Source organism: Modestobacter sp. VKM Ac-2978 (assembly GCF_026968025.1).
In the GTDB taxonomy this organism is placed as follows: Bacteria; Actinomycetota; Actinomycetes; order Mycobacteriales; family Geodermatophilaceae; genus Modestobacter.
In genome coordinates this window covers 280,471-302,343 of sequence record NZ_JAPVBP010000005.1, presented here as the reverse complement: position 1 = coordinate 302,343, position 21,873 = coordinate 280,471, and the positions used below count along the sequence as shown (strand labels likewise).

Genomic DNA, 21,873 nt, shown 5'->3' with positions numbered 1-21,873 from the left:
CCGGCTGTCTTTCATTCCGGGGGTGAGCACACTGGAGCAGGAGCACGCGCACGGAGCATCGTCGGTCGCTGCGGCCGGGCCGGTCAGCGCACTGATCCCGACGGTCGCGCGGGCCCACCGCACACTGGCGGGGACCCTGCTGCGAGAGGTCGGCCTCTACCCGGGCCAGGAGCTCCTGCTGATGCAGCTCTGGGAGCACGAGCCCCGCTCCCCGGGCGAACTCGCCCGAGCGCTGCGGGTCGAGCCGCCGACGGCGGTCAAGGCGGTCTCCCGACTGGAGGACGCGGGGTTCGTGCAACGGGAACGGTCGACCGACGACCGTCGGGTGGTGCTGGTGTCGCTGACCGCGAGCGGCCGGGCGCTGCGCGCGCGGGTCGAGCGGATCTGGATCGAACTCGAGCGACGCACTGTCGGGGACCTGGACGAGGACGACCGCGCGCGGCTGATCGAGCTGTTGAGCTCGATCAGCCGCAACGTCGGTGACGTCGGCCCGGACCCGTACGGACTCTGACCTCGTCCCGGCGAGGGGAGACGCTGGGTCAGCCGCGACGGCTGGTGCTGGTGCCGGTGCCGCCGCTCTTCTTGCCGCGCATCGAGGAGATGGCGTTCTTGATCTTGGCCTGGTTCTGCGGCTTCTTGGCCTCGGTGATGGCCTTCTTGGCGACGGCGCCCTTGGTGAGCTTGCTGATCAGTCCCATGGTGTTCTCCTTCGTCTCGTCCGGCAGGTGTTCCTCTGTCGGTGCCCGCCCAGCGCGCGCTCAACCGGCCCCGGGCGGTCTCGTTCAGCTGGACGCCGACCGACCCTCGCCGGCGTCCCGGGCGTCAGAGTCCTCGTCCTCGTCCTCGCCGTCCGGCGCATCCCCCAGGCCGCTGTCCCGGGCCAACAGGTAGGTCGCCCCGCCCAGCAGGGCCCCGGCGATCACCGAGAGGACCACCACCACCGGTGGGCTCACCGGGCCGAGCGCCCAGGTGAGCAGCGACCGGGAGCGGGAGGTCGGGTCGGCCAGGACCACACCCACGAAGACGGCGGCCAGCAGACCCGCACCGGCCGCGAAGACGGCGGAGGCCCGGCCGGTCCACCCCAGGCGGGCGGCGAGCTCCCGGGCGGCCCGCACGATCCGGCCGGCCCGCAGCACCCGGAGCGCCCCGACCGTACGGACCAGCCGCAGCAGCTGCACCGGGCCGACCGCCAGCACGATGGCCACCAGCACGGCGACGCTGAGCAGCAGCAGCCCCGCGTGCCCCCGGATCCAGGCGCGCTTGTCCTCGGCCACCACCAGCAGCACGACGACCTCGCCGACGAGGACGACGCCGCTGGCGATGTCCACCCAGCGCCCGGCCGTGCCCAGCGGACCGCCGGCCAAGGTGAGGAACATCGCCGGCACCGAGGCCAGCGCCGCGACCAGGACCGGCAACGCCAGACGGCGTTCCCACCGCTCCTCCCGGCTCACGGCAGACCTCGCACAGGGATCAGGACGACGGGGTCAGCGAACGCACCCGCTCGATGAGCTCGCTCTTGCAGACCTCGAGGAAGCCGTCGGGGTCGGGGCCGGCGTTCATGAAGACGATGTGGTCGAAACCGGCGTCGACGTAGGGCTGCGCCTTGTCGACGAGGCGGGACAGGTCGGGGCCGCAGGCGAACTGGCCCTGGATGTCCGCGGGCGTGACGGTTGCGCTGGCCGCGTCGAAGTTCACTGGGTTGGGCAGCTCGCTCATCACCGGCCAGCCGCTGAGCGCCCAGCGGCTGGTCTGCAGCGCGGCCTGCACGGCGGCGTCCTCGTCGGTAGCCCAGGCCATCGGCACCTCGGCGTACTTCGGGCCGCTGCCCCCGTGCTCGGCGTAGGCCTCGACGAGCTCGGGCTTCGGCTCGGTGGCGAACAGCCCGCTGCCGTACTTCGCCGCGAGCTTGGAGGCCCCCGGCCCGCCGCTGGCCACGGCGATCACCGGGAGCTGGTCGGGCAGGTCGAAGACCCGGGCGTCCTCCAGCGTGAGGTACTCCCCCTCGTAGGACTGGTAGCCGCCCTGCCACAGCAGGTTGATGATCTCCAGTGCCTCGCGGAGCATGTGGTGCCGGATCCGGACGGCGGGCCAGCCGCCCCCGACCACGTGCTCGTTGAGCCGTTCACCGGCGCCGATGCCCAGGGTGAACCGGTTGTCCGACAGCAGCTGCACGGTGGCGGCGGCCTGGGCGATGACCGCCGGGTGGTACCGGATCATCGGGCAGGTCACGCCAGTGGCCAGGCCGATCCGCTCGGTCTTCGCCGCCATGCTGCCCAGCATCGACCAGGTGAACCCGCTGTGGCCCTGCTCCTCCAGCCACGGGTGGTAGTGGTCGCTCAGCTCGACGAAGTCGAAGCCGGCCTCCTCGGCCGCCACCGTCTGCTCGACGATCTCCGTGGGGCTGAACGCCTCGGTGGCGAGCTTGTAGCCGACCTGCATGGGGAGTCCCTCCGTCGTCACGTGCTGTCTCCGACGGCGGTGCCCGGGAGGTCGGCAGCGGAAACCGGCCGGTCAGCCGACGACCAGGCCCCAGGGGTCGGTGGCCACCTCGTCGGCCTGGGCGCGGGTCAGCTCACCGACGTCCACCACCCGGTCCAGCACGTGCTCCTGCCGGCTGGCGGCCCGGTCCGGGTGCTGCACCGGGTCGTAGGCGCTCGGGGCCTGCAGCAGGCCGGCCAGCAGCGTGGCCTGGGCCCAGCTGAGCTCCTCGGGCGGCACGCCGAAGTACCCCTGCGCCGCCGCGGTGGCACCGGTGAAGCCGTGCCCGAAGTAGGCGTCGTCGAGGTACATCCGGAGCACGGCGTCCTCGCTCCAGGTGCGGTCCAGCTTCAGCGCCAGCACCACCGCGGAGACCCGGTCCAGGAACCCGTTCTCCCCGTCCTCGTAGACGTTCTTCGCCAGTTGCTGGTGCAGCGTCGACCCGCCCAGGTCGACGCCGGTCAGCGCACCGCGGGCCGCCCGCACCACACCGCGTGGGTCGACGCCCGGGTGGCTGCGGAAGTGGCTGTCCTCGGTGGCCAGCACGGCCGCCGACAGCCGCTCCGGCAGCGGCCCGGACAGCGGCGGCGCTGCGGCGGCCGCCAGCCGGGCGTCCACCCGGTCCCGGGCGTCGCCGACGTCGGGGGTCAGCTGCCAGGCCACGGCGAGGGACAGCAGCCCGACGAGGGCGAGGGCGAGCACGGCCCGGACCGCCCGGCGCAGCACCCGGCGCCCCCGGGACAGCCGCCGGGGCCGCGGGGCCGGTGCGGGCGACCAGGTGGGCCGGGACGCCGTCGTCACCACGCCGGCCCACCGGCGGACGTCGGGGCGTGCGGTGCGGACATCGGTGCTCCTCGGCTGGGGTGCGGTGCTCCTCCAGTCGACCGCAGTTCACCCGCGGTGCGCATCGGCCCGCGCGCTGACCTCCGTCGTCCCACCTGCACCTCCGGGCGGACCCCGTCCTCCGCTCCTGGGTGGACCCCGGTCAGGCCGGGGCGGCCAGCCGGGCCAGCAGCCGGTCCAGGAACGGCACCTGGCCCTTGACCAGCTTGGCCCGCGCCTCCACGACCGGGAACCACCCGGCCCGGTCGATCTCGGGGAACTGCTGGACCCGGCCCGACCGGGGCGGCCACTCCAGGTCGAAGGTGTTGCTGGTGCAGGCCGCGGCGTCCAGGTCGCCCGCCGCGGCGAAGACGGTGAGCAGCTTGCCGCTGGTCACCCGCAGCTCACCGAGGTCGAGGAACTCCTGCGCTGGCACCGGCGAGCCGAGCTCCTCGGCGAACTCGCGGCGGGCCACGTCCAGCGGCTCCTCCCCCGGGCCGTGCTCGCCCTTGGGGATCGACCACCCACCGTCGTCCTTGCGCGCCCAGAACGGGCCACCCATGTGCCCGAGCAGCACCTCCACGTCGCCGCCGCTGGAGACCCGGTGGAGCAGCACCCCGGCGCTGCGCGTGACTGGCACGCCCGGCAGCTTCGCACGGGGTCGGCCCGGGAAAGAGGGTGCAGGTCCAGCCGGCGTCGCGTTGACTGCCCCAGCCGCGCGGCACCACCGACACCCCCACCCGTCCACCAAGATGGCCATTTCGGTGGACGGGTGGAACACACGGGAAGGGACCATGGAGACCATCAACGGACGACTGCTGAGCTGGGCGTCCATCCTCGACCCCGGCACCCGCGAGCAGGCCGAGCGCACCGCCGCGATGCCGTTCATCCGCCCGTACCTGGCGCTGATGCCCGACGCCCACCTGGGCAAGGGCGCGACCGTCGGCTCGGTCATCCCCACCGAGGGCGCCATCATCCCGGCCGCGGTCGGCGTCGACATCGGCTGCGGGATGATGGCGGTGCGCACCCAGTTCGACGCATCGGCCCTGGCCGGCCGGGACCTGTCCGTGCTGCACGGGCAGATCTCCCGCTCGGTGCCGCTGTCGGCCGGGCGGAACAACAAGGCGGTGCGGCCCACCGCCGAGCCCCGGGTCGCCGAGCTCCGCGCGCTGCCCGGCATCGCCCAGGCCGACGGCGCCGCCGGCAACTGGCCGCTGCAGCTGGGCTCGCTCGGCTCGGGCAACCACTTCATCGAGGTGTCGCTGGACGAGCAGGACCGGGTCTGGCTGTTCCTGCACTCCGGCTCCCGCGGGGTCGGCAACAAGCTCGCGTCGGTGCACATCCGCCGGGCCCAGGAGTGGTGCCGCGCGCAGGGCGTCGAGCTGGCCGACCGCGACCTGGCGTACCTGCAGGAGGGGACGCCGGAGTTCGACGCCTACCTGGAGGCGCTGCGCTGGGCGCAGCGGTTCGCCTTCCTCAACCGCGAGGAGATGATGGACCGGGTCGTCGAGCAGCTGGGCCGGTTCGTCCGGGACGACGTCCAGCGGCTGGAGACGGTGAACTGCCACCACAACTACACCGAGCGTGAGCGGCACGACGGGCGTGAGGTGTGGCTGTCCCGCAAGGGCGCGATCTCCGCACGCCAGGGGCAGGCCGGGCTGATCCCCGGCTCGATGGGGACGGCGTCCTACGTCGTCTCCGGGCTGGGCAACGCGACGGCGCTGATGTCGGCTCCGCACGGGGCCGGCCGCAACCACTCGCGGAACGCCGCCCGCCGGCTGTTCAGCCGGGCGGACCTGGAGCAGCGGATGACCGGGATCGCCTGGGGGCACTCCGACGCGTTCCTGGACGAGCACCCGGATGCGTACAAGCCGATCGACCAGGTGATGGCCGACGCGGCCGACCTGGTGGAGGTCCGGCACACGCTGCGCCAGGTCGTCAACGTCAAGGGCGACTGAAGGAGGACCCGTCAGCTGGTGACCAGACCCCAGTCGTCGGCGGCGATCTCGGCGGCCTCGCCGCGGTCCAGCACGCCCTCGTCGACCAGCCGGCCCAGCACGTGGGCCTGCCGCTGGCCGGCGAGGGCCGGGGACACCAGCGGGTCGTAGGCGGTGGGCGCGGCGAACAGGCCGGCGAGCAGGGTCGCCTGCGCCCAGCTCAGCTGGTCGGGCGGCACCCCGAAGTAGCCCTCGGTGGCCGCGGTCAGCCCGACGAAGCCGTGGCCGTAGTACCCGTTGTCCAGGTACATCCGCAGCAGTTCGTCCTTGCTGTACGCGGCGTCCAGCTTGAGCGCGAGGACCACGGCCTCGGCCTTCTGCACCGGGCCGTTCTCCCCGTCCAGGTACACGTTCTTGGCCAGCTGCTGCACCAGCGTCGACCCGCCCTGGTCGGTGCCCGACACCAGCCCCCAGAACGCCCGGACCGCCCCGGTCGGGCTCACCCCGAGGTGGCCGGCGAAGTCGGTGTCCTCGGTCGCGAGCAGGGCCTGCACGAAGGCCGAGGCGGGCTCCACCTGCAGCGGCGGCGCACCGCTCTCGGCCAGGTGCGCCGCGACCCGCGCCGCGGCGTCGTCGACCGCCGGTGTCCGCGCCCAGCCGATGCCGACCACGGCCACGCCCAGGAAGACCAGCACCAGGGCCAGCCCACCGAGGCGGCGCAGCACCCGCCGGGGCCAGGACCGCCGGGGAGGCGGTCGCTCGGCTGTCGCCCGGGCACGCTGCAGGGTGCCTGCTGACACCGGTCGACCACCTTCCCGTCCGGCCGCACCGGGACCGGGACGGCACCGATCATGATCGGTGCCGTGGTCGGCTCCGGGGAGCCCGGACGGCGGCCGGAGCGGCCCTGGGCGCCGGACTCCACCCTTCCGGGGGACGCACGGGGCGGGCGTCGCTCAGCGGACGGTCACTCCGGCAGCGGCCAGGGGCGCTCCTCGCTGATGCCGAGCCCGGTGCTGCAGAGGCGGTCCGGGTCGATGTCCTGCGGGCGGAAGTAGACCGTCGAGGCGGTGACGTCGTCGCCGAAGTCCCGCGGGGAGTCCGCCGTCGGCGGGGCCACCAGCACCGGCTGCGTCGACTCGATCGAGAAGCGGATCACCCGGGTGAACTGGCAGTCGGTGGCGACCGACACGATGCTGAACTCGATCGGCGGGCGCGCGGTGCCGCGCACGATGTTGTCCAGCCCGCCGGCCCCGGTCGAGCCCTCGACGAGGTCGATCACCCCGTCCTCGTCCTGCACCTCGGAGCTGTCGTTCTGGGCGTGGACGTGCCCGGAGACCGTCTGCCGGACCCGCCCGGGGAGCACCTCGCGCACCTCCTCGGCGGCGACCGGCTCGTGGACGGCGAAGACGTCGATCGTCTCCAGGGCGTCGACGGGTTCCCCCGTCTCGGCGTCGATGCCGTCCAGCACGGCGGCGCCGTCACCGGCGAGGGGGGCATCGCCGGCGAGGGCGCCGTCCCCGGCTGCCACCGCGCCGTCGGCGGGGGCCTCGTCGAGGACGATCTCCTCGCCCGCCGGGATCTCCTCGTCCTCCAGCACGCCGAGGGCCTCCCGTACCGCCTCGCGCTGCAGCGGCTCCACCACGTCGGCCGTATCGGCGCCGTACCGGCCGGGGCCGCCGTAGACCCGGGGGTCCGACAGGCCGGCGACGGTGAGCCCGTAGGCGTCCACGACGCCGGCGGTCACGGCGTAGCCGTCCGCGGTGGCGACCTTGTCGCCCAGCACGGTGACGCCCGGGACGGAGCGCATGACCTCGACCGTGGCCGGGGAGTCGTGGTTGCCGGCCACCCAGAGCATCGGAGCGGTCTCGGTGAGGGCGGCGACCGCCTCCAGGTAGGCCGGGGTCAGCTCCTGGCGGGTGCCGAAGGCGCTCTCGTCGCCGGCGTTGACGATCAGGTCGACGTCGTAGTTGGCCGCGTACCGCGCCACCAGCGGGTAGTTCGCCGACAGGTGCATGTCGGAGATGGTCATGATCTGCAGCGCCGTCTCCGGCGTCTGGTCGTCCTCGATCTGGGCCTGCAGCGCTGCCTGGATGCCGACCACCGAGCCGAGCACGTCCAGGGCCTTGTTCGACTGGCTGTAGTAGGCGCTCAGCTCACTGGGGAACAGCTGCGCCGCGGCGAGCGTGCCAGTCAGCTGTGAGTCCCGCACCCAGTTCGGGTTGTAGCTGACCATCCCGTACCCGGCGACGGTCACCGTGACGGCGGCGGCGCCCGCAGCCTGCAGCGACCGGTACCGCAGCTCGTGCGGGCGGCGCGGCCGGCCCCGCAGGTAGCGGACCGACATGTTGATCGCGGCGGCGATGAGCAGACCGGAGACGAGACCCAGCAGCAACTCGGCGATCAGCCAGGTGGCGATCCGCGGCAGCTGGGCGGTGAAGTCGGCCTGCATCCGCTCGACGAAGCCGGGCAGGTCGCCGCCGGCCAACCTGGTGAGCTGCAGGACGTCGACGTCGACCGGACTGATGTGCACGCCGAAGGGCACCCCGCTGACCTCCGGGAACTCCCAGCTGCCCAGCGTGGTGTCGGCGCTGAGTCCCGGCCGGCTGAGCAGCGTGCCCCGCACCTCGAACGGCACGCCCTGCACGGTCGCCTCGTACGGGAAGGCGCGCAGCGCCGCAGCGGCGCAGACCAGCGGCAGGACCAGCCGCAGCGCCCACCGCAGCAGCACCTGGACGACGCCGGAGACGACCTGTCCGGTGCGCCGGGCGATCCGCTCCGCCTCCTGACGGCGGGTGAACGGGAGAGGGAGAGGGAGCTGGTCGCCGCCACGGGTGCTGGACATCGGGGTCGATTCTCTCGTGTGGTGTGACGCGCCGTCCCCCTGCCCTGCCTCTCCGGCGCGTCCGGCAGGGGGTCACCGACCCGGAGGGCGGGGCCGGAGGTGACACACTCCCGCCCCGGCGTGGGACCCTGGAGGCTGACCGACGACGACGCGCTCGCTGACTCGCCGCCGACGAACGGGGCTCCCTTGGCACTGATCACCTGCCCCACCTGCAATTCCGAGGAGATCTCGGGCAAGCCGCAGCCGGACGGCCGACTGCTGATCCACTGCGATGACTGCGGCGCCGAGTGGCTGCGCGGGGAGACCCGCCGCGACCCGGCCCGGCCCGCCGTCCAGTCCTTCGACTCCCTGCAGGCGGCCTTCCCGACCCCGGCCGACGTCCGTCCCGACGTGCGGGAGCGGGTGATGCTGCTGCAGTCGGAGTTCGCCATGGACCGGCCCGAGCCGGACCCGGACGTCGAGCCCTACCGCGAGCGGTACGCCACGCTGTTCGCCCGCGAGAACCTGTCGTCGGCGACGCCGGAGCAGCTGCTGCACTTCGCCAACTCCACGACCGTCGCCGACCCGGGCAACGTGTCCGGCTTCAACCGTGCGTGGAAGACCGCCGGCCCGGACAAGGCGGCCGCGCAGGTGCGGCAGACGATCGAGCACCTGCTGTACGGGCCGGAGAGCCTGCGGCTCGAGGACCGGATGACCCAGCTGATCGACGGCAGCAAGAAGGGCCTGGGCTTCCCGTCGTTCAAGGAGGCGCTGCTGACGAAGGTCCTCTGCGTCGTGGAGCCCGAGCGCTTCCTGCCCGTGGTGCGGTACACCGCCGCGAACGGCGGGAAGAAGGAGCTGGCCAAGACGGTCTTCGAGCTGGACCTCCCGCCGGTGGAGAAGACGGCGTGGACCAGCGGCCGGCTGGCGGTCTGGAGCAACGACCTGCTCCGCTCGCTGGTCGGCAACGACCTCCCCGACCTGCAGCAGGCAGCGCGCTTCCTGCAGTGGGCCAAGGACCGCCCGGTGCTGTCCCGCAGCGACAGCTGACCGACCACAGCGACAGCTGACCGCCCCGCCCCGGCCTCCCGGGTGCGGGGCGTCCGGCGTTCAGCCGACGGCGACCGCGCCACCGGAGTTGGGCACCAGCTCGACCCAGGTGTTCCCCGGGGCCAGCCGGACCGGGTGGCCGTCGGCCCCGCGCAGCACCACGCGCTCCCCGACGCCGGTCTTGACCCAGGTGGCGGCCACCGTCTTCCCGCCGGTGGCGACGAGGGCCTCGCCCTCTCCGACCAGGACCGTCTCCGGCACCGGGTTGCCGGCCGGGTCGCGGGCCGCGGTCGCCAGGACGTCCACCCGCAGCACCACGACGTTGGTGGCGCTCAACCGGGAACCGTCGGCGCCGACGGCGGGAGTGCTGCCCTCGGTCCGCAGCCACCGGGCGTCGGGCGGGCTCCAAGTCCACTGCGGGCGGCTGATCCTGGACAGGGTCAGCGCCAGGTTCGTCGCCGGCGTGCCGGCGGTCGCCGCGGTGGCCTCCTCGGCCGTGGCGGCCAGGTCGAACTGCGGTGGCGGCGCCGCCTGGTGGGCGGGGTCGGCCTGGGCCAGGAGGCGCAGCGGGTCGGCGTGCACGTTGTGCGGGGCCGGCCGGTCGCTCGTGCGGAAGAAGCCGTCGGCGCCGGCGTCGTTGCTGAGCACCTGCATCCCGGCGGCGGCGATCGCGTCGACGTAGCCGGCCTGGCCACCGGAGAAGGCGAACAGGCCGTGCAGCGGCGCGGCGATCGCCGGGTCCATCGGACGCACGGAACGGATCGGCCCGATCTGGGCCGGCAGGTTCGAGTGGTAGACCGCGACGTAACGGGGGATGCCGCCCTCGACGACCTGCTCCCACACCAGGTCCGCAGCGCCCAGGCCGGTCTGCGGCCGGGCGTCGGAGGAGTTCTCCACCTTGACGGCCAGGGCGGGACGCGGGTCGACCGGGCCGCTCTCCAGCCCGGTGAGCGGCCAGAGCACCGGCGGCGGGGGCGGCGGTGGTGGTGGGGGCGGGGTCGTCGCCGGGGTGCTCTGCGCCACGGGCGTCGTCCCCGCCGAGCTGCCGCACGCCACCACGCCGGTCAGGGCGACCCCCATCAGCAGTGCTGCGGCGAGTCGACGCCGGGGGCGGTGCCCGACCGCCGGACCGGCGTCGGCGGAGGAACGGGAACGGGTCACGGCGGTGCTCCTCCGTCAGCGGGTGTCGGGGCCGACCGGCGGGCGGCCGGACCACCGTAGGTCGACGGGGCTCCGTGGTCGGGCTGCCGCACCGCCGACGCCCCCGACACCGGCTGCCCGGTGTGTCGTCACGCGGCGTGTCCGTCCGGGCCGGTGCGCCTCATCCGCGTGGACCCGCCGTCGCGACCAGCACGTTCGCTGCGGACGGGTCGCCGACATGCGGAACCGGGCGGGATCGGGACCGTCGACCGGCTCTCGACGGGGACACCCGACCGTGCCTAGGTTGCCGTCACCGGCCGCCGCACGGGAACGGTGGCCGCTCCCCCGAGAGGACGTCCATGTCGCTCCGCACCCGCCGATCAGCGCTCACCCTGACCACCGCAGCGGCCACCTTCGCCGGCTCGGTGCTCATCGCCGGACCGGCCGGCGCCGGGGGCAACCCCCACCCCCACGGCTTCGCCCAGCGGGTGTCGACCGAGGAGGTCGCCGCGCACCTCGCCGCGTTCCAGGAGATCGCCGACGCGAACGGCGGGAACCGGGCCAGCGGCACCCCCGGGTACGACGCCTCGGCCGACTACGTGCAGGGGCTGCTGGAGGAGGCCGGCTACCAGGTCGAGCGGCAGTACTTCGACTTCGTCGCCTCGTCCACGACCGCCCAGGAACTGACCGTGGCCGGTGCGCCGGTCGACGTCATCGCGATGGAGTACTCGCCGTCGGGCGAGGTCACCGGTCCGCTCTCGGCGCTGGCCGCCGACGACGCGACGCCGGGCTGCGAGGCCGCCGACTACCCGGGGACGGTGGCCGGCACCGTCGTGCTGATCTCCCGTGGCGCCTGCTCCTTCACCGTCAAGCAGCAGCTGGCCACCGCGGCCGGCGCGGTGGGCGTGCTGGTCTACAACAACGTCGCCGACGAGCCGCTGAACGGCACCCTGGGCGAGGCCGTCCCCGGCGCCCCGGCCGGCGGGCTCACCCAGGCGGCCGGGCAGGCGCTGCTCGGCCAGGTCGGGCAGCTGGCCACCCTCGACATCCAGGTCGAGGTCACCGAGACCACCACCTCCAACGTCATCGCCCAGACCCCCCACGGCGACACGGATCAGGTGATCATGCTCGGCGCGCACCTGGACTCGGTCGCCGACGGCCCGGGGATCAACGACAACGCCACCGGTTCCGCCGGCATCCTGCAGACGGCGCTCGAGCTCGCCGAGATCAAGCCGACGACCAACGCCGTGCGGTTCGCCTGGTGGGGTGCCGAGGAGTCGGGGCTGGTCGGCTCCTGGGAGTACGTGGAGTCGCTGACCGAGGCCGAGCGCGCCCAGATCGCCGGCTACCTGAACTTCGACATGATCGGGTCGCCGAACCACATCATCGGGGTCTACGACGCCGACCAGTCGACGTACACCGCACCGGTCGCGGTGCCGGAGGGTTCGGCGTCGCTGGAGCAGGTGTTCACCGGCTACTTCGACCGCACCCGCCAGCCGTGGGTCGACACCGAGTTCTCCGGGCGGTCGGACTACCAGGGCTTCATCGAGTACGGCATCCCGGCCACCGGGCTGTTCACCGGCGCGGACGACATCAAGACCGAGGAGGAGGTCGCGCTCTTCGGCGGCACCGCCGGGATCCCGCACGACCCGAACTACCACTCCCCCGCCGACGACCTCAGCAACGTCGACCTGACCGCACTGGGGATCAACAGCCAGGCGATCGCCTTCGCCACCCTGTCGCTCGCCCAGGACCCGACGCCGCTCGACCTGACCGACAACCACCCGGGCAAGGGCAAGGGGAAGGGCAAGGGCAAGGGCCTCGACCGCGGGCACGGGAACGGAGGCGACCGGGGCCACAGCGCAGCTGCCTGATCCCTCCCGCTCCATCCGCGGGGCCGGACACCAGCTGGTGTCCGGCCCCGCTGTCGCGTCCGGCCCCGCTGTGGCGTCCGGCCCCGCTGTGGCGTCCGGCCCGGTCGTGGCCGGGGGCCGGGTGGCATAACGTGCGGGAGCCGTCGTCCCGGACGGCCGGAGGAGGACACCGCATGACGATCACCCGGTCCGACGTCCGGCAGGCGGCCGCCCGGATCGCACCGTTCGTCCGGCGGACACCGGTCGTCGTCCTGGCCGGTGCGGGCCTGGGGCTGCCGCACGACGTCGTCGTCAAGCTCGAGCAGCTCCAGCACTCCGGGTCGTTCAAGGCGCGCGGGGCGTTCAACACCCTGCTGTCCGCCGACGTCCCGGCGACGGGGGTCATCGCCGCCTCCGGCGGCAACCACGGCGCCGCCGTCGCGTACGCCGCCCAGCGGCTCGGGCACCGGGCGACGATCTTCGTCCCCGCCGCCGCACCGGCGGCCAAGCTGGAGCGGATCCGGCGTTACGGCGCCGACGTGGTGGCCGTCGGCCGCGACTACGCCGAGGCGCACCGGGCCAGCGTCGAGGAGGAGACCCGCACCGGCGCCCTGCGGGTGCACGCCTACGACCAGCCGGAGGTGGTCGCCGGGCAGGGCACCGTCGCCCACGAGCTGAGCGAGCAGGCGCCCGACCTGGACACGGTGCTCATCGCCGTCGGCGGCGGCGGGCTGATCGCCGGCTGCGCCAGCTGGTACACCGACAGCCTGCGGGTGGTCGGGGTGGAGCCGGAGCGGGCGCCGACGCTGCACGCTGCCCGGGCGGCCGGGCACCCGGTGGACGTGGAGGTGGGTGGGCGGGCCGCCGACGCGCTGGGCGCCCGCCGGCTGGGCAGCATCGCCGCCGAGGTCGCCGACCGGTACGTCGACGACGCCGTGCTGGTGCCCGACGACGCGATCCGGGAGGCCCAGCGGCTGCTCTGGGAGGAGCTGCGGGTGCTCGCCGAACCCGGCGGGGCCACCGCGCTGGCCGCCCTGCTGTCCGGCGCGCACGTCGCCGCCGCCGGGGACCGGGTGGGCGTCGTGGTGTGCGGGGCGAACCTCGATCCGGCGTCCTGGTCGGTGCTGCCCGAGACGGGGGTCTGACGTGCCGGTGCTGCTGCGCGGCCGGGTGCTGCCGGTCCTGGCCGACCCGATCCAGGACGGCGCCGTCGTCATCGAGCACGGCGTGATCACCTACGTCGGCCCCATGAGTCGGGCCCCGCACCTGACCGGGGAGGTGACCGAGGTCGACGCCGGCGACGGTGCGGTGGTCCCGGGGCTGGTCGACGCCCACGTGCACCTGGTCGCCGACGGCGCCGCCGACTTCGCCGGCTCGGTGCTGCGGTCGGGCACCGAGCAGCTGGCCGCCACCGCGGCGGCCAACGCCCGGCGCACCCTGGCCGCCGGCACCGTCGCGGTGCGCGACCTCGGCGCCCCCGACGGGGTCGCGATCTCCCTCGGGCAGCAGATCGGCGCCGGCCGAGTACCCGGTCCGGAGGTCACCGCGGCCGGCCGAGCGCTGACCGCCCCCGGCGGCCACATCCCCTACCTCGGCGTCGAGGTCCAAGGGCCCGCGGAGCTGGCCGCCGCCGCCCGGGCGGAGCTGACCGCCGGCGCCGGCGGCATCAAGCTGGTCGCCACCGGCGGGGTGCTCACCCCGGGATCAGCCCTGGGCAACGCCCCCTTCGCCGAGGACGAGCTGGCCGCGGCGGCCGCTGTCGCCCGGGCGCAGGGCCGGTGGGTCGCCGCGCACGCCATCGGGCACGAGGGCACGAAGCGGGCACTGCGCGCCGGGGCGACCAGCGTCGAGCACGGCTACCTCCTCGACGACGAGACGGTCGAGCTGATGGCCACGACCGGTGCGGTGCTGGTGACCACCCAGGTCGCGGTGGCCCGGATGCTGCGCAACCGCTCCCTGGTCGACCCGGCCGTGGTGGCCCGAGCCGAAGAGATCCAGGACGTGGCCATCACGTCGCTGCGGCGCGCGGCGCGGGCCGGCATCCCGATGGCCGGGGCCACCGACGCCGGCACCCCGTTCAACCCGCACGGCGGGGTCGCCGAGGAGGCGGCGCTGCTGGTCGCCGACATCGGGCTGACGACGGCGCAGGCGCTGCGGGCGGTCACCGCCACCGCCGCCCGCTGCCTGCTGCGGCCGGACCTGGGGCACCTGTCGGTCGGCGCCCCCGGACACGTCGTGGTCACCGGCGCCGACCCGCTGGACGACGTGACCGCACTGACCGACGTCCGCGCCGTCGTCCTCGGCGGTCGGCTGGTCGACATCCCGGAGAGGACGACATGACCGACACGCCCACGATCTCCCTGCCCACCCCACCCCCGCCGGGGGCGAACTACGTCCCGGCCCGCCGGCACGGCGACCTGCTCTTCATCGCCGGCCAGCTGCCCTTCGTCGACGGGCGGCTGCCGCGCACCGGCAAGGTCGGCGACACCGTCGACGTGCCCGAGGCCGCGGAGCTGGCCCGGCTGGCGGCGCTCAACGGGCTCGCCGTGGCCGACGCGCACCTCGGGTCGCTGGCCGGCGTCTCGGTCGTGCAGGTCACCGTCTTCGTCGCCAGCACCCCCGAGTTCACCGAGCAGCACCTGGTGGCCAACGGCGCCAGCGACCTGCTGATCGAGGCGCTCGGCGAGCGGGGCCGGCACGCCCGCACTGCCGTCGCCGCCCCGGTGCTGCCGCTGGACACCCCGGTCGAGGTCCAGCTGGTGCTGGGGGTCGAGGCCCCGTGACCGCCGTGCACGTCGACGAGCAACTGCTGGGCACCTACGTCACCGAGCTGGGCGCCCTCGGCGAGACCCCGGACGGCATGTACCGGTTCATGTACGACGAGGCCTGGCAGCAGGCGCGGGACGCCCTGCTGCGGTGGATCGACGACGCCGGCCTGGAGGGCCGGGTCGACGCGGTGGGCAACGTGTTCGGGCGGCTGCCGGGCTCTGGTGACGGCGTCGTCCTCACCGGCTCGCACGTCGACACGGTGCCCTCCGGCGGGAAGTACGACGGCGCGCTGGGCGTGGTCGGTGGGCTGGCGGCGCTGGCCGCGCTGCGCGCCCAGCACGGCACCCCGGTGCGCACACTGGAGGTGGTCGCCCTGTGCGAGGAGGAGAGCAGCCGCTTCCCGGCCAACTTCTTCGGCACCCGCGGGATGCTCGGCCTGATCTCCCCCGACGAGCCCGACCGGCTCCGCGACCGGGACGGCGTGCTGCTGGCCGACGCCATGCGGCAGGCGGGCCTGGACCCGGCGGCGGTGGCGAGCGCGGAGCGGCACGACCTCCGTGCCTTCCTGGAGCTGCACATCGAGCAGGGCCGGGTGCTGGCCGACGAGGGCGTCGACGTGGGCCTGGTGGAGGTCATCCCGGGCATCGCCTGGGAGACGATCACCGTGCGCGGCCGGCAGGACCACGCCGGCGCCACCCCGATGGACCTGCGCCGGGACGCCCTCCAGGCGGCGGCGCAGATGGCGCGGGAGATCACCACCGCGGTCGAGCAGGAGGGCCGGCCGGCCGTGGTCACCACCGGGCGCTGGACCGTCGAGCCCGGGCAGCCGAGCATCGTGCCGGGGCTGGCCCGGTTCTCCGTCGACCTCCGGCACCCCGACCTCGGGGTCCGCGACCGCCTGCTGGACACGGTGCACCGGATCTGCGCGACGGTGGCCGAGCGGCACGGGGTCGAGGTGGACGTCGTCCGGGACAAGGACGAGGAGCCGGCGACGATGGACGCCGACCTGCTGGAGGTGCTCCGCGGCTCGGCCGAGGAGTGCGGGGCCAGCTGGCGGCGGATGCCCAGCGGCGCCGGTCACGACAGCCAGCTGATGGCCTCCCGGGTGCCGACGGCGATGGTCTTCGTGCCCAGCGTCGAGGGGCGCTCGCACACCCCGGCGGAGTACACCTCACCAGCGGACTGCGCCCGCGGCGCCTCCGTCCTGGCCACCGCCCTCCACCGACTCGCCTGGTGATCTCGGGAGGGGCCAAAGTCGCGACTCTGGCCCCTCCCGGCTTCAGGCGGTGGGGACGGCGGGGCCGGTGTCGGGGAGCTCGTCGCGGTGGACGACGCCGTCCTTGACCACCAGGACCACCCGGCCGGTCGCGGTGATGTCGGCGACCGGGTCACCGTCGACCACGACCAGGTCGGCGAGCTTGCCGACCTCCAGGGTGCCGAGCTCGTGCGCCAGCCCCAGGTTCTCCGCGGCCCCGCGGGTGGCGGCGATGATCGTCTGCATCGACGTCAGGCCGTGCTCCACCATCAGCGCCAGCTCGCGGGACAGGTCGCCGTGCGGGTTGAACGGCGTGCCGGCGTCCGTGCCCGCGGCGATCTTCATCCCGGAGGCGACCGCGGCCGCGAAGCTCTCGCGCTGCTTGGCCGCCTCCCGCTCGGCCTTGTCCACCACCCACTCCGGGATGCCGGCGGCCATGCCGTTCCGGATGATCCCGTCGACGGCGAGGATCGTCGGCACCAGGAACGTGCCCTGGGCGACGGCGATGTCCAGCAGCTCGTCGTCGAGGTAGAAGCCGTGCTCGATGGAGTCGATGCCGGAGATCAGCGCGTTGTGGATGCCGGACCGGCCGATGGCGTGCGTGGTCACCCGGCGGCCGGAGTTGTGGGCCTCCTGGGCGACGACCGCCAGCTCCTCCGGCAGCAGCGCGGTCTGGGTCGGTGAGACGCCGGGGGTCAGCACGCCACCGGTGGCCATCACCTTGATCACCGCGGCGCCGGCCTTGATCTCCGCGCGGGTGGCCTTGCGCACCTCGTCGGGGCCGTCGGCCTCGCGGCCGATGAAGTGCCCGTGCCCGCCGGTCATGGTGATCACCCGGCCGGCCGCCTGCACCCGCGGCCCGGGCACCAGCCCGCGGTCGATCGCCTTGGCCAGCTCCACCACCACGTCGTCGGCGGCCCCGCAGTCGCGCACGGTGGTGACGCCGGACATCAGCGTCTCCACCGCGCCGGAGGCTGCCCGGAGGGTGGCCAGCGGCACCGTGTCACCGGCGGTCTGCGCCATCAGGTCCGGGGCACCGTCGGCGGTCAGGTGCACGTGGCAGTTGATCAGCCCGGGCAGCACGGTGCGGCCGCCGCCGTCTATGACGTTCTCCGGGGCGGTGCTCGGCGCGTCGGCGGTCGGGCCGATCCAGACGATCCGGCGGCCCTCGACCACCAGCGCCTGCTCGGGGACGGGCGCGGAGCCGGTGCCGTCGACGACGGTGACGTTGCGGAGCAGGAAGCTGGCGGGGGTCATGCGGTGCCTTCCGGTCAGGTGGTCAGGCGGCCGAACAGGGTCAGGTCGACGTTGCCGCCGCTGGCGATCGAGACGACCCGGGTGCCCGGGGGCAGGTCGAGGACACCGGTCATCAGCACCGCCAGCGGGGCGGCGGCCGAGGGCTCCAGCAGCAGCTTGGTGCGGGAGACCGCCAGCGGCAGCGCCCGCAGGATGTCCTCGTCGCTGACCGTCACCACCTGCTCGACGAAGGCCTGCACGTGGTCGACGGTGACCTGCCCGCTCATCGGCGCGGCCAGGCCGTCGGCGACGCTCCGGGCGGTGGGGAGTCGCACCGGCCCCCCGGCGGCCAGGCTGCGGGTCATCACGTCGGCGGTCTCCGGCTCCACGCCGATCACCCGGACCCCCGGCGCCAACCGGGCCAGCGCCGCGGCGACCCCGGAGATCAGCCCGCCCCCGCCGACCGGCACCAGCACCACCTCGGCGTCGGGCACGTCCTCGGCGATCTCCAGGCCGACGGTGCCGGTGCCGGCGACGACCGCGGGGTCGTCGAACGGGTGCACCGGCACCCGGCCGGTCTCGGCGACGGTGGCGGCATAGGTCTCCAGCAGGTCGCCGTCGGTGAGGACGACGTCGGCCCCGTACCCGCGGCAGGCGGCGATCTTCGCCGGCACCGCGGTCGCCGGCATGACCACCGTGCCGGGCACCCCGACACTGGCGGCCGCGTAGGCGACCGCGGCCCCGGCGTTGCCCGCGGACAGCGTGATCACCCCGCGGGCGCGCTCGTCGGGAGGCAGCGACAGCACCTTGTTCAGCGCCCCGCGGGCCTTGAAGCTGCCGGTCCGCTGGAACACCTCGGCCTTGAGGTCCACCCGCACCCCCCACAGCTCACCGAGGCTGGTGGAGCGGAGCACCGGGGTGCGGTGCACCCGGTCGGTGAGCCGCGCCGCCGCCGCCCGGACGTCGTCCAGGGTGACGAGCGGAGCCGTGCCCAGGTCGGCGGTCACCCGGCCGGCCCGTCGACGGTCCGCATCCGCGGGTCCAGGGCGTCGCGCAGGCCGTCGCCGAGCAGGTTGAACGCGAGGATGGCCAGGAAGATCGCGATCCCGGGGAACGTGGTGAGGTGCGGGGCGCTGAAGATGAACTGCCGCCCCTCCCCCAGCATCGTGCCCCACTCGGCAGTGGGTGACTGCACGCCCAGCCCGAGGAAGCCCAGGCCGGCGGCGAGCAGGATGCTCACCCCGATGCTGAGCGTGCCGTGCACCAGCACGGGGGTCAGGGAGTTGCGGAACACGTGCCGGGTGATGATCCGCAGGTTGCTGGCACCCAGCGCCCGGGCCGCCTCGACGTAGGGCTCCTCGCGCAGGCTGAGCACCGAGGAGCGCACCAGCCGGATGATCACCGGGATCACGCTGATCCCGACCGCGATGATCACGTTCTGCAGGCTGACCCCCAGGACGGCGACCAGCGTGAGGGCCAGCAGGATGGAGGTGAAGGCGAACATCATGTCGGCGAACCGGGAGATCGCCAGGTCGGCCCAGCCGCCGTAGTAGCCGGCGATCATCCCCAGCGGGACGCCGATGACCAGGCCGATCGAGACGGCCAGGACGCCGATCAGCAGCGAGATGCGGGCGCCGAACATCAGCCGGGTGGCGATGTCCCGGCCCAGCTGGTCGGTGCCCAGCCAGTGCTCGGCCGACGGCCCCTGGATGGCGACCGACAGGTTCTGCGCATTCGGGTCGTACGGCGAGATCAGCGGGGCGAAGATCGCCAGCACGACGAACGTGACGATGATGCCCAGCCCGATCATCGCCGGCGTGTGGTGCCGGAAGCGACCCCATGCCCTCATGACGCGGCCCTCATGCCGTGGCTCCCATCGTCAGTACCGGATCCGCGGGTCGACGACGACGTAGAGCACGTCGACGATCACGTTGAGCAGGATGAACGCCGCGGCGTAGACCAGGACGATCCCCTGGACGACGGCGAAGTCGCGGGCACCGATCGAGTCGACGAGCAGCCGCCCGATGCCGGGCCAGCCGAACACCGTCTCGGTCAACACCGCGCCGCCGAGCAGGGCGCCGAACTGCAGGCTGATGACCGTCAGGATCGGGATGAAGGCGTTGCGCAGCCCGTGCCGGATGATCACCGTGGTCGGCGGGGCGCCCTTGGCCTCGGCGGTGCGGACGTAGTCCTGACCGAGCACCTCGAGCATGCTGGCCCGGGTCATCCGGGAGATCAGCGCCGTGGAGAAGGCCGCCAGCGTCACCGCCGGCAGCACGATGCTCAGCGGCTCCCCGCTGCCGGCGGCCGGCAGCCAGCCGAGGGTGACCGCGAAGAGCAGGATGAGCAGCAGGCCCAGCCAGTAGACCGGCATGGACACGCCCATCATCGCCACGCTGGAGATCACGTGGTCGACGATCGAGTTGCGGCGGACGGCGGCCACCACCCCGGCGGTGACCCCGGCGATGGTGCCGATGATCGTCGCCACGACCGCCAAGATCAGCGTCGCCGGCAGCCGGACCGCGATCTCGCTGGACACCGGTGCCGAGGTGCGCGCCGAGGTGCCCAGGTCACCGGTCAGCACGCCGGTGATGAACGACCAGTACTGCGTCAACAGCGACTGGTCGAGCCCCAGCTCCGCCCGGAGCCGGGCGACCTGGTCCTCGCTGGCGTTCAGCCCGGCCAGCACCCGCGCGGGGTCGCCGGGCAGCACGCGCAGCATCAGGAAGATCAGGATCGACACCCCGAACAGGGTGATCAACGACAGCAGCAGGGTGCGCACGATGTGCGCCGCGGTGCCCTTCATCCCCGTCCTCTCCCGTACCCGGACCGGCGGCTCGCGTGCACCGCCGGGCGATGGCCGCCCCTGCCCGCAGGCAGGGGCGGCCGTCCGATGGTGGTCAGTTCGCCGGCCGGGCGTACATGGCGTCGAACTTCTCGACCGGGGTGGCGCTCACACCGGTGATGTCCGCGTCGTAGACGATCGGGAACGACTGGGTCCAGAGGAAGATCCACGGGGCGTCGTCCCAGATGATCTGCGAGGCGTCGCAGTACAGCTGCTCACGGGTGTCCCGGTCGGTCTCCACGTCCGCCTGGGCGAGCAGCGCCTCGACCTCGGGGTTGGTGTAGAACGACGTCCCCAGACCGGCCGGCGGGTGGGTCGCCTGGCGGAACATCTGCATCTGGAAGTCGGCGTCCAGGTAGGCCGGGGCCCAGCCGAGCAGGTGCGCCTCCGGCGTGTTCTCCGTGACCGGTGCGTTCACCCGGGCCAGGAACGACGGGAAGTCACTGGTGGAGACGGAGACGTCCAGCCCGGCCTCGCGCAGGTAGCCGGCGATGGCCTCGGCCGCCTGGGCGTCCTGCACGTAGCGGCCGCTGGGGGTGAGCAGCTCGATGCTCGCCCCGACCGCGCCGGCCTCCTCCAGCAGCTGCCGCGCCTGCTCCGGGTCGTACTCGTAGGAGCCGGTCTCGCAGTAGCCGAACAGGCTCGGGGCCATCGGTGCGTCCAGCACCTCGGCGGCGCCGAAGAGGACGTTGTCGATGATCGCCTGCTTGTCGACCGCGTAGTTCAGCGCCTGGCGCACCCGGGGGTCCTGCATCACCGGGTCGGTGTTGTCCAGCGCGATGAAGATGGTGCGGTCGCTCTCGGCGAGCAGCACCTCGACGTCCTCGTTGGCCTGCAGCGCCTCGATGTCCGAGACCGGCGGCAGGATGATCATGTCGACCTGGCCGGCCAGCAGCAGGCTCTCCCGGGTCGCCGCCTCGGGGACCACCCGGAAGACGACGGTCTCGTAGTAGGGCTCCTCGCCCCAATAGTCGTCGTACTTGGTGACGGTGAGGCTCTCCCCGGCGGTGTACTCGCCGAACTCGTACGGCCCGGTCCCGACCGGCCGGGTGTACTCCTGGTAGCTGTTGCCCTCCGCGTCGACCGAGGTCGGGGAGATGATCCCGGCGACCGTCGCCGACAGGGCGCTGACGAAGCCGGGCGAGGGCTGGCTGAGGCTGACCTCGACGGTGTTCTCGTCGACGGCGGTGGCCGACTCGAACGCCGCGAACGCCGCGCCCTGCGGCACGGTCAGCTCCGGGTCGGTGATCCGCTCGAGGTTGTAGACGACGGCCTCGGCGTCGAACGGCGTCCCGTCCTGGAACGTGACGCCCTCACGCAGCTGGAAGGTGAGCGTCAGGCCGTCCTCGGAGACCTCGTAGGACTCGGCGAGGACCCCGGCGATCTCTCCCTCGTCGTCGATCTCCACCAGCGTCTCGACGACGTAGTCGACCATGTTGGACACGGTCGTCGTGGTCTGCCCGGCCGGGTCGAACGTGTCGGGGTCGATGCCCACGGCGATGGAGAAGGTGGCGTCCCCACCCTCCCCGTCGGCCGCGGGCGCTTCCGGGTCGCTGACGCTGCAGGCGCTGAGCAGCAGGCCCAGCGCCGCGGCGGCGGCCAGGGACCTGATCCGGGAGGGGCTGCGACGTGCTCGGGTCGTGTTCATCGGCTTCCGCTCTGACGAG

The 21,873-nt window shown here is 73.8% G+C and carries 21 protein-coding genes; 8 read left to right on the top strand and 13 right to left on the bottom strand.

What is annotated here, in order from left to right; genetic code table 11:
- Positions 1-22 precede the first annotated feature (22 nt).
- A complete protein-coding gene (locus tag O2W53_RS14570) occupies positions 23-511 on the top strand; it encodes a MarR family winged helix-turn-helix transcriptional regulator (protein ID WP_269163766.1) in 489 nt (162 codons plus the stop codon).
- A 28-nt stretch (positions 512-539) separates the two neighbouring features.
- On the opposite strand, the gene O2W53_RS14565 is transcribed toward O2W53_RS14570, so the two are convergent.
- From O2W53_RS14565 to O2W53_RS14545, 5 genes are all read right to left on the bottom strand, one after another.
- On the bottom strand, positions 540-698 hold the full coding sequence (locus O2W53_RS14565) for a hypothetical protein (protein ID WP_269163765.1): 159 nt from the start codon (positions 696-698) through the stop codon (positions 540-542).
- 84 nt (positions 699-782) lie between these two features.
- On the bottom strand, positions 783-1,451 hold the full coding sequence (locus O2W53_RS14560) for a hypothetical protein (protein WP_269163764.1): 669 nt from the start codon (positions 1,449-1,451) through the stop codon (positions 783-785).
- Positions 1,452-1,470: 19 nt separating this feature from the next.
- Entirely contained in the window at positions 1,471-2,460 is a 990-nt protein-coding gene (locus O2W53_RS14555) for a TIGR03557 family F420-dependent LLM class oxidoreductase (protein WP_269163763.1), read from the bottom strand.
- Between the two features lie 51 nt (positions 2,461-2,511).
- The gene (locus O2W53_RS14550; RefSeq protein WP_269163762.1) at positions 2,512-3,279 is read right to left on the bottom strand and encodes a biosynthetic peptidoglycan transglycosylase; all 768 of its coding nucleotides are present in this window, start codon (positions 3,277-3,279) and stop codon (positions 2,512-2,514) included.
- Between the two features lie 184 nt (positions 3,280-3,463).
- Positions 3,464-3,940: an NUDIX domain-containing protein gene (locus O2W53_RS14545; RefSeq protein WP_269163761.1), complete on the bottom strand. Its 477-nt coding sequence runs from the start codon at positions 3,938-3,940 to the stop codon at positions 3,464-3,466.
- Positions 3,941-4,094: 154 nt separating this feature from the next.
- On the opposite strand from O2W53_RS14545, the gene O2W53_RS14540 reads away from it, so the two are divergent.
- Entirely contained in the window at positions 4,095-5,258 is a 1,164-nt protein-coding gene (locus O2W53_RS14540) for an RtcB family protein (protein WP_269163760.1), read from the top strand.
- An 11-nt stretch (positions 5,259-5,269) separates the two neighbouring features.
- On the opposite strand, the gene O2W53_RS14535 is transcribed toward O2W53_RS14540, so the two are convergent.
- Both O2W53_RS14535 and O2W53_RS14530 read right to left on the bottom strand, forming a co-directional pair.
- Positions 5,270-6,037, bottom strand: coding sequence for a biosynthetic peptidoglycan transglycosylase (locus O2W53_RS14535; protein ID WP_269163759.1), 768 nt, complete (start codon positions 6,035-6,037; stop codon positions 5,270-5,272).
- Positions 6,038-6,201: 164 nt separating this feature from the next.
- Positions 6,202-8,079, bottom strand: coding sequence for a metallophosphoesterase (locus O2W53_RS14530; protein ID WP_269163758.1), 1,878 nt, complete (start codon positions 8,077-8,079; stop codon positions 6,202-6,204).
- Between the two features lie 186 nt (positions 8,080-8,265).
- On the opposite strand from O2W53_RS14530, the gene O2W53_RS14525 reads away from it, so the two are divergent.
- Positions 8,266-9,108, top strand: a complete 843-nt coding sequence (locus O2W53_RS14525; protein ID WP_269163757.1) for a hypothetical protein — start codon at positions 8,266-8,268, stop codon at positions 9,106-9,108.
- Positions 9,109-9,168: 60 nt separating this feature from the next.
- Here O2W53_RS14525 and O2W53_RS14520 read toward each other — a convergent pair whose 3' ends face one another.
- Entirely contained in the window at positions 9,169-10,269 is a 1,101-nt protein-coding gene (locus tag O2W53_RS14520; RefSeq protein WP_269163756.1) for a DUF3048 domain-containing protein, read from the bottom strand.
- 338 nt (positions 10,270-10,607) lie between these two features.
- Between O2W53_RS14520 and O2W53_RS14515 the strand changes: the two genes are divergently transcribed.
- From O2W53_RS14515 to O2W53_RS14495, 5 genes are all read left to right on the top strand, one after another.
- Positions 10,608-12,122: a M28 family peptidase gene (locus O2W53_RS14515; RefSeq protein ID WP_269163755.1), complete on the top strand. Its 1,515-nt coding sequence runs from the start codon at positions 10,608-10,610 to the stop codon at positions 12,120-12,122.
- Between the two features lie 173 nt (positions 12,123-12,295).
- Positions 12,296-13,246, top strand: a complete 951-nt coding sequence (locus tag O2W53_RS14510; RefSeq protein ID WP_269163754.1) for a threonine/serine dehydratase — start codon at positions 12,296-12,298, stop codon at positions 13,244-13,246.
- A gap of 1 nt (position 13,247) precedes the next feature.
- On the top strand, positions 13,248-14,441 hold the full coding sequence (locus O2W53_RS14505) for an amidohydrolase family protein (protein WP_269163753.1): 1,194 nt from the start codon (positions 13,248-13,250) through the stop codon (positions 14,439-14,441).
- Positions 14,438-14,884, top strand: coding sequence for a RidA family protein (locus O2W53_RS14500; protein WP_269163752.1), 447 nt, complete (start codon positions 14,438-14,440; stop codon positions 14,882-14,884). The genes O2W53_RS14505 and O2W53_RS14500 overlap by 4 nt, the downstream gene beginning before the upstream one ends.
- Complete coding sequence (locus tag O2W53_RS14495; RefSeq protein WP_269163751.1) at positions 14,881-16,107, top strand: M20 family metallo-hydrolase; 1,227 nt, start codon at positions 14,881-14,883, stop codon at positions 16,105-16,107. Before O2W53_RS14500 ends, O2W53_RS14495 begins: the two co-directional genes overlap by 4 nt.
- Before the next feature lie 42 nt (positions 16,108-16,149).
- On the opposite strand, the gene O2W53_RS14490 is transcribed toward O2W53_RS14495, so the two are convergent.
- From O2W53_RS14490 to O2W53_RS14470, 5 genes are all read right to left on the bottom strand, one after another.
- Positions 16,150-17,382: a metal-dependent hydrolase family protein gene (locus O2W53_RS14490; protein ID WP_269163750.1), complete on the bottom strand. Its 1,233-nt coding sequence runs from the start codon at positions 17,380-17,382 to the stop codon at positions 16,150-16,152.
- A 14-nt stretch (positions 17,383-17,396) separates the two neighbouring features.
- Positions 17,397-18,368 (bottom strand): threonine/serine dehydratase, encoded by a 972-nt coding sequence (locus O2W53_RS14485; protein WP_269163749.1) that lies wholly within the window; start codon positions 18,366-18,368, stop codon positions 17,397-17,399.
- Positions 18,365-19,210, bottom strand: coding sequence for an ABC transporter permease (locus tag O2W53_RS14480; protein WP_269163748.1), 846 nt, complete (start codon positions 19,208-19,210; stop codon positions 18,365-18,367). Before O2W53_RS14480 ends, O2W53_RS14485 begins: the two co-directional genes overlap by 4 nt.
- Before the next feature lie 30 nt (positions 19,211-19,240).
- A complete protein-coding gene (locus tag O2W53_RS14475; protein ID WP_036337105.1) occupies positions 19,241-20,167 on the bottom strand; it encodes an ABC transporter permease in 927 nt (308 codons plus the stop codon).
- Positions 20,168-20,261: 94 nt separating this feature from the next.
- Complete coding sequence (locus O2W53_RS14470; RefSeq protein WP_269163747.1) at positions 20,262-21,854, bottom strand: ABC transporter substrate-binding protein; 1,593 nt, start codon at positions 21,852-21,854, stop codon at positions 20,262-20,264.
- Between the last annotated feature and the right edge of the window lie 19 nt (positions 21,855-21,873).